The 13,549-nt window shown below is 59.1% G+C and carries 12 protein-coding genes, 1 tRNA gene and 1 pseudogene; 5 read left to right on the top strand and 9 right to left on the bottom strand.

The features are described 5' to 3' along the window. Positions 1–34 precede the first annotated feature (34 nt). From ychF to NOR51B_RS01815, 8 genes and pseudogenes are all read right to left on the bottom strand, one after another. Positions 35–1,127 (bottom strand): annotated as a pseudogene (ychF, locus tag NOR51B_RS01850) (redox-regulated ATPase YchF). A gap of 22 nt (positions 1,128–1,149) precedes the next feature. Beyond that, on the bottom strand, positions 1,150–1,746 hold the full coding sequence (gene pth, locus NOR51B_RS01845) for an aminoacyl-tRNA hydrolase (RefSeq protein ID WP_009019571.1): 597 nt from the start codon (positions 1,744–1,746) through the stop codon (positions 1,150–1,152). Positions 1,747–1,755: 9 nt separating this feature from the next. Beyond that, entirely contained in the window at positions 1,756–2,445 is a 690-nt protein-coding gene (locus NOR51B_RS01840) for a 50S ribosomal protein L25/general stress protein Ctc (RefSeq protein WP_040481571.1), read from the bottom strand. 67 nt (positions 2,446–2,512) lie between these two features. Next, positions 2,513–3,463 carry a ribose-phosphate pyrophosphokinase gene (locus NOR51B_RS01835; protein ID WP_230198380.1) on the bottom strand — a complete coding sequence of 317 codons (951 nt, stop codon included), beginning with the start codon at positions 3,461–3,463 and terminating at the stop codon, positions 2,513–2,515. A gap of 32 nt (positions 3,464–3,495) precedes the next feature. Then, positions 3,496–3,570 (bottom strand) — tRNA-Gln (locus NOR51B_RS01830). 15 nt (positions 3,571–3,585) lie between these two features. Then, positions 3,586–4,425 carry a 4-(cytidine 5'-diphospho)-2-C-methyl-D-erythritol kinase gene (gene ispE / locus NOR51B_RS01825; RefSeq protein WP_040481568.1) on the bottom strand — a complete coding sequence of 280 codons (840 nt, stop codon included), beginning with the start codon at positions 4,423–4,425 and terminating at the stop codon, positions 3,586–3,588. Then, a complete protein-coding gene (locus NOR51B_RS01820) occupies positions 4,422–5,021 on the bottom strand; it encodes an outer membrane lipoprotein LolB (protein ID WP_195891459.1) in 600 nt (199 codons plus the stop codon). Before NOR51B_RS01820 ends, ispE begins: the two co-directional genes overlap by 4 nt. After that, positions 4,999–6,753, bottom strand: coding sequence for a tetratricopeptide repeat protein (locus tag NOR51B_RS01815; protein WP_040482252.1), 1,755 nt, complete (start codon positions 6,751–6,753; stop codon positions 4,999–5,001). The genes NOR51B_RS01820 and NOR51B_RS01815 overlap by 23 nt, the downstream gene beginning before the upstream one ends. Before the next feature lie 110 nt (positions 6,754–6,863). Here NOR51B_RS01815 and hemA point away from each other — a divergent pair, with 110 nt between their 5' ends. Genes hemA through NOR51B_RS01795 form a run of 4 tightly spaced genes read left to right on the top strand, consistent with a single transcriptional unit; the run spans position 6,864 to position 10,823 of the window. After that, positions 6,864–8,174: a glutamyl-tRNA reductase gene (hemA, locus tag NOR51B_RS01810; RefSeq protein ID WP_009021359.1), complete on the top strand. Its 1,311-nt coding sequence runs from the start codon at positions 6,864–6,866 to the stop codon at positions 8,172–8,174. Then, positions 8,171–9,253, top strand: a complete 1,083-nt coding sequence (gene prfA / locus NOR51B_RS01805; protein WP_009020169.1) for a peptide chain release factor 1 — start codon at positions 8,171–8,173, stop codon at positions 9,251–9,253. The genes hemA and prfA overlap by 4 nt, the downstream gene beginning before the upstream one ends. Then, complete coding sequence (prmC, locus tag NOR51B_RS01800) at positions 9,254–10,063, top strand: peptide chain release factor N(5)-glutamine methyltransferase (protein ID WP_040481564.1); 810 nt, start codon at positions 9,254–9,256, stop codon at positions 10,061–10,063. After that, the gene (locus NOR51B_RS01795) at positions 10,056–10,823 is read left to right on the top strand and encodes a HesA/MoeB/ThiF family protein (protein ID WP_009021407.1); all 768 of its coding nucleotides are present in this window, start codon (positions 10,056–10,058) and stop codon (positions 10,821–10,823) included. Before prmC ends, NOR51B_RS01795 begins: the two co-directional genes overlap by 8 nt. Here NOR51B_RS01795 and NOR51B_RS01790 read toward each other — a convergent pair. Further along, entirely contained in the window at positions 10,801–12,222 is a 1,422-nt protein-coding gene (locus NOR51B_RS01790) for an MATE family efflux transporter (protein ID WP_009020379.1), read from the bottom strand. The two genes, NOR51B_RS01795 and NOR51B_RS01790, sit on opposite strands and share 23 nt — an antisense overlap. 94 nt (positions 12,223–12,316) lie before the next feature. On the opposite strand from NOR51B_RS01790, the gene rhlB reads away from it, so the two are divergent. Further along, positions 12,317–13,546 (top strand): ATP-dependent RNA helicase RhlB, encoded by a 1,230-nt coding sequence (gene rhlB / locus NOR51B_RS01785; RefSeq protein ID WP_009020521.1) that lies wholly within the window; start codon positions 12,317–12,319, stop codon positions 13,544–13,546. Positions 13,547–13,549: the final 3 nt, after the last annotated feature.

Raw genomic sequence — 13,549 nt, 5'->3', positions numbered from 1 at the left:
ACGCATCTTCGCGGCGGCAGATTCTCGGCCGGACTCACACATTAAAGCGGAAGTGCACCACGTCGCCGTCGTTGACAATGTAGTCTTTGCCCTCGAGCCGCCAGCGGCCGGCTTCTTTGGCGCCCTGCTCGCCGTTGCCATCGATAAAATCCTCGTAGCCCACCACTTCAGCGCGGATAAACCCCTTTTGGAAATCGGTGTGGATGACACGGGCGGCTTGTGGAGCGGTGGCGCCGACTTGACGTCCAGGCGCGGACTTCTTTGGGGCCGGCGGTGAAGTAGGTTTGCAGATCGAGTAATTGGTAGGCGGCGCGGATGACGCGATTGAGACCGGGCTCCTCCATGCCGATGGTTTCCAGGAACTCGAGCTTTTCATCCTCTTCAAGCTCAATAATTTCTTCTTCGAGTTTGTTACAGATTGCCACCACCTGGGCGCCTTCTTCGGCCGCCAGGGTTTCCACTGCCGTCAGGTGTGGATTTTCTTCAAAACCGTCCTCGGCCACGTTGGCGATATACATCGTGGGTTTGGCGGTAAGGAGGTGCAGCGTTTTTATCAACTCGGCTTCGGTATCGTTTACCATCAGGCTGCGCACGGGTTGCACTTCGTTGAGATGTGGCAGCAGCTTGTCTTCAAGCAGTGATTTCATCGCCACGGACTCTTTATCGCCGCTTTTGGCGGTGCGTACGACCTTTTGCAGGCGTTTTTCACAACTCTCGAGATCGGACAGGGCCAGTTCGGTGTTAATGATTTCGATGTCTGCCAGCGGGTCGATGGCGTTGGCGACATGAATGACGTTTGGATCCTCGAAGCAACGCACCACATGGGCAATGGCGTCGGTTTCCCGGATGTTGGCGAGGAACTGGTTGCCCAACCCCTCTCCCTTTGAGGCACCGGCGACCAACCCTGCGATGTCGACAAACTCCATGGTGGTGGCAATGGTTTTATCAGGCTTCACGATAGCGGCGATTTTGTCCTGACGCGGATCGGGTACCGGAACTACCCCGGCGTTGGGTTCGATCGTACAAAACGGAAAGTTTTGCGCCTCGATGCCCGCCTTGGTGAGTGCATTGAAGAGCGTGGATTTGCCAACGTTCGGCAGACCAACGATGCCACATTTGATTCCCATACTTTGCCCTGTGTGCCTGTCTTCAGGCGTCGTTGTGATACTGAAAGCTGTGCAGCTGGGTCATGGCCTTGACCATGTCTCCCGCCAGTAGTTTGGGTAACGCCTCAATCGCAGCATCGATGCTTGCAGCAATGGCATCTCGGTCTCCGGCGCCCGGTTTGCGCAATACGTAGCCACTGACTTTACTGGCATGCCCGGGGTGGCCGATACCGACGCGAAGCCGGTAAAAGTCCTTGCTGCCACCCAGCGCAGGAATAATATCCCTGAGTCCATTGTGACCCCCATGCCCCCCGCCGTGCTTGAACCGCGCCTGTCCAGGCGGGATATCGAGCTCGTCATGGGCAATCAGGATCTCCTCGGGATTGATCTTGAAAAAGTGAGCCATCGCCGCGACGGCTTTGCCACTGCGGTTCATAAACGTAGTAGGAATGAGAAAGCGCAACGGAAGGCCATTGATGGTACCGCTGGCGGTATCACCGAAAAACTTACTCTCCGGAGAGAGCCGGCAGCCGGCACGGTTAGCCAGGGCATGAACGAAAAAGGCACCCGCATTGTGGCGGGTGCCTTCGTATTCACTGCCTGGATTACCGAGCCCGACAATGAGTCGGATTGCGGTCATGGCAGTTGCTCAGTCCTCGCCGTCCTCTGTGGATTCCTCGGCATCATCACCGGAATCGGTGTCTTCAGCGGCATCCTCAGCGGCAGCCGCATCCTCTTCCTCGATCTCAGCTTCCATGCGTGGTGCAACCACGGAAACAATCATCAGGTCGGTAAGCTCGCCGAACTCGAGTGCAGTAGACACAACGCCTTCCGGCAGCGTGACGTCGGTCAAATGGATGCTGTCACCGATATCGAGTGCTGCCATGTCGACTTCAATGTATTCCGGGATGTTTCTCGGCAGACAGCTGACCTCGATGTCGGTTTCCTGGCGCTGGATGACACCACCGTTGACCTTCACGCCGACACAGGTATCTTCATTCATGAAGTGAATCGGGATTGCCACCTTGAGTTCGGTATCGGCATTGATTCGCAGGAAGTCCGCGTGCATCGGGAAACCCTTGGCGGGGTGACGCTGCAGGTCCTTGAGAATTACGCTCTCGTGGGTACCCTCGACATCGATGTCGATAATGGCGGTATAGAAGGTTTCAGCCTCCAGCATTTTTTCGAAGTCCTTGCGGATCAACGTGATGCTGGTGGGCTCCTTGTCGGTGCCGTAAACGACGGCGGGCATTTTTCCGCCGGAACGACGTAGGCGGCGGCTCGCACCTTTCCCCGTGTCGGCCCGGACCTCGGCTGGTATCACAAAAGAATCAGACATGGTCTGTCTCCTTATTTAAACACCACCTTGCTTGCGACCGGCGCGGTGGTGGGTTGGTTTACGCTGTTTATTCTCCAAACAGCGCGCTAATGGATTCTTCGTTACTGACTCTGCGTATGGATTCAGCGAGCAGGTCGGCAATGGTCAATTGGCGAATCTTGTCGATGGCCTGTGCTTCTGCGGAAAGCGGGATGGTATCGGTCACGACCAGTTCATCGAGTTCCGAGTTGCGAATATTGGCCAAAGCTTTACCCGACAGCACGGCGTGGGTGCAATAGGCGACCACCTTGGTGGCGCCTCGTTCCTTCAGGGCACTCGCCGCCATGCACAGGGTTCCCGCGGTATCGACCATATCGTCGACCAGAATGCAGGTATGACCGTCCACGTCACCGATCAGATTCATGACCTGGGCTTCGTTAGCCCGTGGTCGCCGCTTGTCGATAATCGCAAGCTCGGCGTCGTTCAGTTGCTTGGCTATGGCGCGTGCTCGTACCACACCACCAATATCCGGCGACACCACAATGGGATCGCTGTGATTACATTTAACGATGTCGTTATTAAGAATCGTTGAGGCATAGACATTATCCACAGGCACAGTAAAAAAGCCCTGAATCTGCTCGGCGTGGAGATCGACGGTCAATACGCGATCCACGCCAACACTCACCATCATGTCGGCAACGACTTTCGCAGAAATCGGAACGCGGTTGGACCGTACCCGTCGATCCTGTCGGGCATAGCCGAAATAGGGAACCACGGCGGTGATGCGCCCCGCGGATGCCCGGCGCAACGCGTCGATCATCAGGACCAGTTCCATGATGTTGTCGTTGGTGGGGTAGCAGGTGCTTTGCAGGACAAATACGTCCTTGCCGCGGACGTTCTCTTCGAGCTCTACCGTGACTTCGCCATCAGAGAAGCGACTGACCTTTGCATTGCCCAACGAAAGATACAGTCGATCGGCGACGCCACGGGCGAGTTCCGGGTTTGCGTTCCCCGAAAAGACCATCATCTTGGATGACATGCTGCTAGCCTCACTGCTGCGCCGGTAAAAATTGGCTGGGGTGGCAGGATTCGAACCTGCGAATGCCGGGATCAAAACCCGGTGCCTTGCCACTTGGCGACACCCCAGTAGACGGTTTCCCGCTAAATGCGCAAAACGGGACTCTCATTGATTCCACGCACTACAACGGTCCGCAGGTCCTGTGGTGCGTCAAGAGCAACCGTCCGGGCAGTGTCTTCGCTGTCAAAGCCAGCAAAGACGCAAGCGCCGCTTCCGGTCATCATCGCCGGCGCCGAATTGCTCAACCAATTCAGCGCGTTACGCACCGCGGAGTAGTGTTCAACGACCACTGGCTCTAGATCGTTGCGCACCTGCCCTGCGAAAAGGGCCGACATTGTGATGGGCTTGGTGTTGCGTGTCAATCCGGGATGGCGAAAGATTTCAGCGGTCTGGACCTCGGCCTTGGGGATGGCGACGACGAACCAGCGCGGTGGTAGTGTCAGGGGCGTCAGAATCTCACCCAGACCCTCCGCCCAGGCACTGTATCCGCGGACGAATACGGGCACGTCCGCCCCGAGTCGCAGGCCAATCTCGGCGAGTTCCGATACGGAGGCGCCGAGATTCCAAAGCGTGTTGAGCGCGATCAGCGTGGTCGCCGCATTCGAACTCCCCCCTCCGAGTCCGCCTCCCATGGGAAGTCGTTTTTCGATGTCGATAACGGCGCCGGATTCCGATCCTCCGTAGCTTTCGAGGAGCAATGCCGCTGCCCTGAGAATGAGATTGTTGGACTCGGCGACGCCGGGCATGGGGTGCTTGAGAACAACGCCGGGCTCGGCTCGCGGGCTAAAGCGCATGGTGTCGCCCCAGTCGAGTAATTGAAAAACGGTTTGCAGCGTGTGGTAGCCGTCAGGCCGTCTTCCGGTGATATGCAGGAACAGATTGATTTTGGCTGGCGATAGAACCTCGATCACGGGTGTACTCATTGTGCCCGGGCTGCTGTGGATTCTGGAAGATTCCAGTCCAGTATCACCACGAGGACGCTCACTCCTGCATTCACCCCTGCGCCCTGAAGCGTCAGCTTCCTGGGGACGCTCCAGGCACCGGCGCGTTGCCACGAGTTTACTGTGGTGGACCAGTCTTCAGTAGGCTCCGCAGCCCCCATCAGCCAGCCGCCGAGCTGATCGAAGGGCAGTGTTTGCAGTAACCGCGATGCCTCGTCGGAGACGTCCTCCACATCGGCCAGCGGCACTTCACCATCACCGTCGTCCCAGATCACGTCGGACCCAGTGCGGGTGATCTGCACCCCACCCATACCGATCGGCCCGGTCAGGGTCAGCACTTCCTTGTCGAGGCTGAGCCGCTGCCAGTTAAAGTTGACCGATTCTCTCTGCTCGCGGGTGCTAAGCGCCATTTTTCCTCGGGCTTGCCAGGGCGTGAGCGTGGCTTCGGGTCTAGCGCCGCCCTCCACATCGGACTTTGATACCGGGCCCGCGCATCCCACCCCCAGGGCAATGGATAACAGCGCCAGTAGGCTGAGACCCCTCAGGCGCGGGAGCTCAGGGCAGTGGGAGGTCGACACCGAGCCTGCCGATGGTTTCATTGACGTGGGTATTGTCGGAGTCCTGCCGCAGGGCGCGTGTCCATATGGCTTTGGCGGCGTCAAACCGCCCGAGCGCCCACAGCGTCTCGCCGAGGTGAGCGGCTACCTCGGGATCGGGGAACTGCTGATAGGCGCGCTCCAGGTGCGTGAGTGCTTCTTCCAGACGCCCCATCTTGAAATACACCCAACCGAGGCTGTCGAGAGTGGCGGGGTCTCCCGGATTGAGCGCAAGTGCTCGCTCAATGAGTCCCGCCGCTTCCTCGAACCGATCGGACTGATTGGTCAGCATGTAGCCCAGGGCGTTCAGGGTGGTGGCATTTTCCGGGTCAAAGCTCAATATGCGCCGGAAATCCGCCTCCATTGCGGCGATGTCGCCCAATTGCTCGTGAACAATGGCGCGGCTGTAGATCAGGGGCATGGATTCGCTGTGGATCTCAATCCCTTCGTTGTACACCCGCAGTGCGCGTTCAAGCGCCTTTCTGTCCTGCAGCAGCTCTCCCTGCAGGGCAAACAAACGTTCGTCCAGATCGGGACTGCGCCACCGGTGGTCGTCAAAAAAGGCATCGAACTCGTCGAGCTCACCTGCATTCAACAACAGTCCGCCGGCCCGGCCCACTGCATCGAGCTGCTCCCTGCCTGATTCAACGCGATCGTAGGCGTCGATGGCGGCCCTTGGATTCCCCACCGCTTCCTCGAGCCGCCCGAGGTAATAGTAAGCCTCGTCAACCCGCTGTTCGAGGGCCAGGAGTTGATCGAGTCGCTGGCGACCCGCCTCGTAATCCTCGCGCTCGAGTTCAACCAGCGCGGCAGAGAGAAGGTAGTCACCATTTCTGGGGGAGCTCGCAATCAGTACGTCGAACTGCTCGAGAGCGCGATCGAGTTGGTCATTACTGGCGAGCAGGCGCGCATACTGGAGTCGCAATCGTTCGTTGTCGGGATTCTCATTGACGGCGTCGTCGATGCGGCCAAATGGCTTATCCCTATCCGTGTCGAGCGCGAGCTGCGTCCAGACCACCAGGGCGCGTTCATCATCGGGTTCGCGACTGAGCAGCGCATCGAGCTGCTCGATGGCCGCGGCGGTATCACCTTGCTCACGCTTCAATAGCGCCTGCGCCAGCGTGAGGTCCACATCCTCGGGATACTGCATCGCCAATTCGTTGATGCCTGTTGCGATGATTCTGCGTTCCGCTGCGGGGCGTTGTGAGAAATCCTGAAGCAGCGCTGGGGCGTTGATACGCCTGCCCCCGGCTTTGGCTTTTCGGGCGTATTCGATGGCTCGAGCGGGTTGCCCGACGGCGATTAACAGTCGCATTGCGGTGGCTGCGGCTGCGCTGTCATCGGGATCGAGATCGGCGAGTCGCATGGCAGCGATCAGCGCTGCATCATTGACCTGCATGAATTCTGCCAGCTGCAGCGCGCGCCGCGCCAACGCGGGATCGTCGAGAATCATGGCCTGCTCGAGTAATAACCGGAGGCCGGTCTGGAAGTCCCGATTACGCAGCGCAAATTCAGCCGCCAACAGCGGGTAGACGCTGGCTGCGGGAATCGGCTGCTCGGCGACCTCAGATTCTGGCGTTACCGGCGGCGCATCGGGCTTTGCTTCCGCCACGGGGTCGACGGGCTCGGGCGTTTCGGGCTGCGTGGCGCACCCGGCCAGCACCGCGCTGAACAGTAGCGGGCCTAAAAGAAAACGTTGTCGGAGAGATGTCATAGGACCAAATGATGACACATGGTAGACGCCAAACCCACGGCCCCCCGCGATTTTTCAGAACTTGCTATGATGTCGCCACAAAAGAAGTGGCTGGATGCACAGGGCGCGGCGTGATTCGAAATTTATTAACCATCGGTATTAACCACGATTCGGCATCGGTGGCTCTTCGCGAGCAGGTGGCATTTGCACCGGAGCGCCAGGCCGAGGCCCTCACCAGCGTTATTGAGCATACGGCACTCGAGGAGGCGGTGATTCTCTCGACCTGTAATCGCACCGAGGTTTACGGGATGGCGGCCGAGTCCGAGGATCCCGCAGCGCTCAGCGAGTCCGTGATGCGTTGGGTTGCGGACTTCCACGGCGTTGCTGTTAACGAGCTGGCAACCTGTACCTATCGAAATTACGGCGAGCAGGCCCTGGTTCACTTGACGCGGGTGGCCGCGGGACTCAATTCCATGGTGCTGGGTGAACCACAGATCTTCGGGCAGCTTAAGTCTGCTTACGCGGTCGCAGAGGAAGCGGGGGCTATCGGCGGCCGCCTGAGCCAGCTTTTTCCCGCCGCATTCCGAGTCGCCAAAAAGGTTCGCACGGACACGGCGATCGGTGAAAACCCCGTGTCGGTCGCTTACGCCTCGGTGGACCTGACCGGCCATATCTTTTCCGACCTGGCAAGCTGCACCGCGCTCGTTATCGGCGCGGGTGAGACAATCGAATTGGTCGCACGGCATCTCAAGGAGGCCAATCTCGGTCGTTTGATTGTTGCCAATCGAACCCTGGCGCGCGCGGAGGCCCTGGCACGCCAATTCAACGCTGAAGAAATCATGTTGGCCGATGTTCCCGATCGCCTCGCAGAAGCGGACATTGTCATTAGCTCGACGGGAAGCCAGTTGCCCATTTTGGGTAAAGGGGCGGTCGAGCGCGCACTCAAGGCCCGACGCTGGCGACCCATGCTCATGGTTGATCTCGCTGTGCCCCGGGACATCGAACCCCAGGTCTCCGAGTTGTCGGACGTCTATCTCTACACCGTTGACGACCTGCGCGACGTCATTGAGGAGAATCTGCGACTGCGCGCCTCCGAGGCCAGCAAGGCGGATGAGATTATCGCCGAGGGTATCGCCGGGGTTGAGCGCGAATTTGTTGCCCGACGCTCTTCGGATGTGGTCCGAAGCTACAGGGAATCGGCGCTCGCTATCCAGCATGAGGCGCTAACCCGGGCACACAAGATGCTGGAAAAAGGCGAATCGCCGGAGAAGGTTCTAGAGCGACTGGCGCGGGACCTCACCAATAAGCTCATTCACGCCCCCACCGCAGGTCTGAGGCAGGTTGCTCAGGAGGGCGATCCCGGTAATGTGTCGCGAGTCGCCGCCCTGCTGGGCGTGTCATATCCCCACTTGGAGCGGGATGAAAAAACCACTCTACAGTGAAGGCGTCATTAGTCAGTAAGTTAGAGCAGCTCCGCGATCGCCACGAGGAGGTCTCGGCGATGCTGGGCGATGCCGACGTTATCTCCGATCAGAATCAATTCCGCGATCTATCGAAAGAGTTTTCACAACTCGATGAGGTCGTTCGTGTCTTCGAGGCCTACCAGCGCTGCCAGTCTGATCTCTCTGAGGCCCGTGAGATGCTGAAGGACAGTGATCCTGAGATGCAATCCATGGCTCGCGATGAGTTGGATGCAGGGGAGCCTGAGCTCGCGGCCATGGAAGAAAAGCTCCAGCTTCTACTTCTACCCCGCGACCCCAGAGACAGCCAGAACGTCTACCTCGAGATTCGAGCGGGTACCGGCGGCGATGAAGCGGCGATTTTTGCCGGCGACTTGTTTCGCATGTACCAGCGCTACTCTGAATCCCGCGGCTGGCGTATTGAGGTGATATCCGAGCGCCCGGGAGAGCACGGCGGATTCAAGGAAATTATCAGCCGAATCCAGGGCGACGATATTTATGCCCATCTGAAGTTTGAATCCGGAGCGCATCGGGTTCAGCGGGTGCCGGAAACCGAGTCCCAGGGTCGAATCCATACCTCGGCCTGTACCGTGGCCATTCTGCCGGAACCCGACGCGGTGGAGGATATCGAAATCAACAAGGCCGATCTTCGCGTCGACACTTTTCGCTCTTCGGGCGCCGGCGGCCAGCACGTTAACACCACTGATTCGGCGGTCCGGATTACCCATTTGCCCTCCGGGATTGTGGTGGAATGCCAGGATGAACGTTCCCAGCACAAGAACCGCGCCCGCGCCATGTCACTGCTTCAGGCCAAACTGGCCAGTGCTTCGGAGCAGCAGGCCGCGGCGGAGCAGGCCGAGGAGCGTCGAAATCTCGTCGGTACGGGAGATCGATCGGATCGAATCAGAACCTATAACTTCCCCCAGGGCCGGGTGTCTGATCACCGAATCAACCTGACGCTCTACAAGCTCGATGAGGTCATCGAGGGGGATTTGGATGCACTAATCCAGCCGCTGCGCCGGGAGTATCAGGCAGACCTGCTCGCAGCACTGGCCGATTAGATGGCGAGTGTTCGCGCACTTCTTGCCAGCGCCGGTGCGCCGCTTATGGCGGCCGAAACGCTGCTGTTGCATTGTCTGGAGCGAGATCGGGCATGGCTCTACGCCCACGGTGATGATGAGGTTCCCGCGTCGGTCGCTGCCGATTTTCAGGCCCTTAACCGACGCCGTCTCCGGGGAGAGCCGGTCGCTTATTTGACAGGGGTTCAGGATTTTTGGTCACTGACCCTGAACGTGGGTCCCGGTGTGCTGGTGCCGCGTCCGGATACCGAAACGCTCATCGAGTGGTCGCTGGATCTTTTTCGCCATCGCACGTCACCGCGAATCCTCGATCTCGGCACCGGCAGCGGAGCGATTGCGCTGGCTTTGGCGAGCGAGCTGACCGATGCCTGTGTAACAGCCGCTGATATCAGCGCCGAGGCCCTGGCGACGGCGCGCGCGAACGGCGAGCGTCTTTCCCTCGAGGTTCAGTGGGTGGAGAGCGATTGGTTTGGCGCACTCAATGACGAGCGGTGGTCGCTTATTGTGAGCAATCCCCCCTATGTGGCGGAGGGCGACCCGCATCTCGCCAGCTTGTCAGCAGAACCCCAGTTGGCATTGTTGGGGGGCACTGAGGGTCTGGACTGTGTTGAGCGTATTGTTGCGGCGGCACCCGAGCACCTCGAGCCTGCGGGCTGGCTGCTCGTTGAGCACGGCTATGATCAGGGTTCGGCCGTGCGCACGCATTTGCAGCGGGCCGGTTTCGAAGGGGTTGAGACGCGCCGTGATCTGGCGGGACGCGAACGGGTAAGTGGGGGATATCGCGGTGATTAGTGACCAGCAACTTGAACGTTATTCGCGACAGATTCTGGTTCCCGGTATCGATTTCGCGGGTCAGGAGGCCATTTCCAGCGCCCGAGTACTCGTTGTCGGTTGCGGCGGGCTCGGGTGTCCCATCGCGCTCTATCTTGCGGGCGCCGGCGTGCAGACGTTGCGCCTCGTCGACGATGACTGCGTTGAGTTGAGTAATCTTGCGCGGCAGATCGCCTTCACGGAAGCCGATATTGATCAGCCGAAGGTCGGTGCCTTACAGGCGCGCTTGCAGGCGCTGAACAGTGAGGTAACGGTCGACGCTTACTTCGCACGATTCACATCCGACAACGCGCAGCAGATGCTGGCCGATATTGATTTGGTGATCGACGCCAGCGACTCCCGTGGCACGCGAAGTTTGATTGACCTGTCGACGCGCGAGCGGCAAATACCCTGGATCATGGGTGCTGCGGTGCAGATGAGCGGAATGTGGGCGGCGTTCAGCCCCGGGCGGAGCGAAGGTTGCTACCACTGCCTGATGCCGGATTCGGTCTCAGGACAGCCGGCGGATTGTGCCACGCTGGGCATACTGGGCCCTGTTGTCGCCATGGTGGCGTCGGCTCAAAGTGCGCTGGCACTGAAGTACCTGGCCGATCCCGAATCCATTGCCTGGGGGCGCTTATCGTTGCTCGATATGCGCTCTGAGGAGGTGCAGCGGTTGAATCTGCAGCGCAATCCCCAGTGCCCCTACTGCGGTCCTGTCAATGGCTCATCTCCTCAGTAATTCCCGGCATCACTTCGGGTTCGAAGGTGTCGGGATTGGGCAGGGGTCGGTGCAGTAAGCGCCAGACCCGCCACAGCAGTAGCACCGCGCAGGCCGTGATTCCAAGAATACTGGCGTACCAAAAGCCCGCGGCGCCATCGGCGGGGGTCGTTGCAGACACCAATCCCAGCCAGTAGCCAACGGGCAGCGCGATAAACCAATACGACACCAGCATGGCCCAGAAGGGAAAGCGCGTATCCTTGTAGGCCCGCAACACAAACGACATGATGATCTGGACGGCGTCAATAACAATAAAAAAGGCAGCCAGACGAATCAGGCGGACCGCGACGGTACGAATACTCTCGCTATCGGTGTAGATCGAGATGATGGCCTCGGGGACCAACACCAATATCAGGAGGGCACCGAGGGCGATGATCAGGGAGACCAGGCTGCCAACCAGCAGCGCCCGATTCACCCCCACCTTGTCCCCTGCGCCGATCGCATGACCTATACGTGTCGACATTGCCGACGCAATCGATAGCATCGGTATGTAGAAGACGTCCCAGATATTGAAGGCGATCTGGTGCGACGCCATCACGGTATCACCGAGTGTTGCCACCAGCAGCCCGATAATGGAAAACACCCCCACTTCGAGGAAGAGAGTCAGGCCAATGGGGATCCCCAAACCCAGAATTTCCCCCAGAGCGGCACGATCCGGTGGCGCCCATCGCAGCGGTGGGATGTATGGGGCAACCCGAGTCGACATCAGCATGTAGCCGACGATCAGCACCAGGGTGAGCCACATCGAGAGTGCGGTAGCGATACCACAGCCCTCGGCGCCGAGCTCGGGTGCCCCCCACTCACCGTAAATAAAAGCGTAATTGAGCGGAATATTGGCTACGAATCCAATCGCGCTTGACCAGGCGAAAGGCATGGTGATGCCAACGCCCTGGGTGTGGAAGCGTAGTGCCTGAAACACCGCGGCGGCCGGCAATCCAAGTGCGACCATGCGCAAATAAGCGCTTGCCTTGGTTTCGGTGTCGGCGGCGAGGTCGAGAAGTCCCAGCACCGGTTCGTTGAAAAACGCCAATGGCGTACTGAGAAGCCCCAGCAGGGCAGCGACCCACAGTGACTGGGGCAACAGGGATCTTATTTTCTCAATGCGGCCGGCGCCAAAATCCTGCGCAACAATCGCTGCGCTGGCGACCATGACGCCAACGATGAACAGCAGAAGCGGTAGCCAGGCATTGTAGCCAATGGCGATTGCCGCCAGATCGCCCGCGTTGTAGTGGCCGGCCATGATCGTATCGACAACACCGGTACCCATTTGTGCCAACTGCGCGACAAACAGTGGCCAGGCAATTCGCCACGTATATTTGAGCTCAGTCCTCAGCAGGGGGATGTCGGTTAGTGCGGACATGGATGTCGGCTAGGTTTTGCGTTTGGGGCGCGGAGTTTAGCATGTACGAGCTGTGCTAAACTCCGCGGCGTCTTTTAGAGCATCGAGTCGCCCGTTGAGCAAGCACAAGAAACCAGCACCCGAATCGAGCTGGGTCCCCTCCGATTTTTCCGTCCCCCCTGCTGACGGCAAAACCCGTTTTCACGACCTTGATCTGCGCGAGGAGATCATGCACGGAGTGGCGGAGGCGGGCTTTGAATATTGCTCACCTATTCAGGCCCAGATTCTGCCGCATACGCTTCAGGGGCATGATGCCATCGGCAAGGCGCAGACCGGCACCGGAAAAACGGCGGCATTCCTGATTACCATCTTCAATGACTTGCTTTGCAATCCGCTGGAGGGTGAGCGTTTTCTCGCCGAGCCCCGGGCGGTGATCATCGCACCTACCCGTGAGCTGGTGATGCAAATTGCCGCCGATGCCGAGGATTTGGGACGGCACACCGGGCTCAATACGGTGGCGCTCATCGGTGGGGCTGACTACCAGAAGCAGTTGCAGAAGGTGTCGCGTCGGGTCACGGACCTTATCGTCGCAACGCCTGGCCGTTTGATCGATTTCGTCGAGCGACGGGACCTGTATCTGGATCGTGTGGAAACCCTGGTGCTTGATGAAGCGGACCGAATGCTGGATATGGGTTTTATCCCGCAGGTTAAACGGATAGTGCGCTCGACTCCGCGGAAGGAAGATCGCCAAACCCTGCTTTTTTCGGCGACCTTTACCCCCGATATCATGAATCTGGCGCGTCAGTGGACCTTCGATCCCGTGACCATTGAAATCGAGCCCGACCACGTGGCCACTGACTCTGTGGACCAGAAGGTCTACCTCGTCGCCAGCCATGAACGTATGCGCGTTTTACTCAACGTTCTGCGCTCGGACGAAGCGACCAGCGTCATTGTATTCGCCAACCGCAGGGATCAGGTGCGCAATGTTTACGAGAAGCTTAGAAAAGCGGGAATTTCCTGTGGCATCCTCTCGGGCGAGGTCAATCAGGCCAAGCGCACCAAGACACTGGCCCAGTTCAAGGATGGAACTATCTCGGTGCTGGTCGCGACCGACGTCGCGGGACGCGGGATTCATGTCGATGGCGTCAGCCACGTGGTGAACTACAACCTGCCGGAAGACCCGGAGGATTATGTTCACCGGATTGGTAGAACGGGTAGAGCGGGTGCTACCGGCATTTCCATTAGTTTTGCCAGTGAGGACGACGGCTTTCTGTTGCCTGACATTGAAGCCCTGCTGGGTGAGCCACTGCCCTGCATTCAGCCACCGGAATCCCTGTTGCGCTGAAAG

It is taken from the genome of Luminiphilus syltensis NOR5-1B, from assembly GCF_000158175.1.
Taxonomy (GTDB): domain Bacteria; phylum Pseudomonadota; class Gammaproteobacteria; order Pseudomonadales; family Halieaceae; genus Luminiphilus; species Luminiphilus syltensis.
The sequence above is the reverse complement of the archived record's forward strand: the minus strand, read 5'-3'. Positions and strand labels throughout refer to the sequence as shown.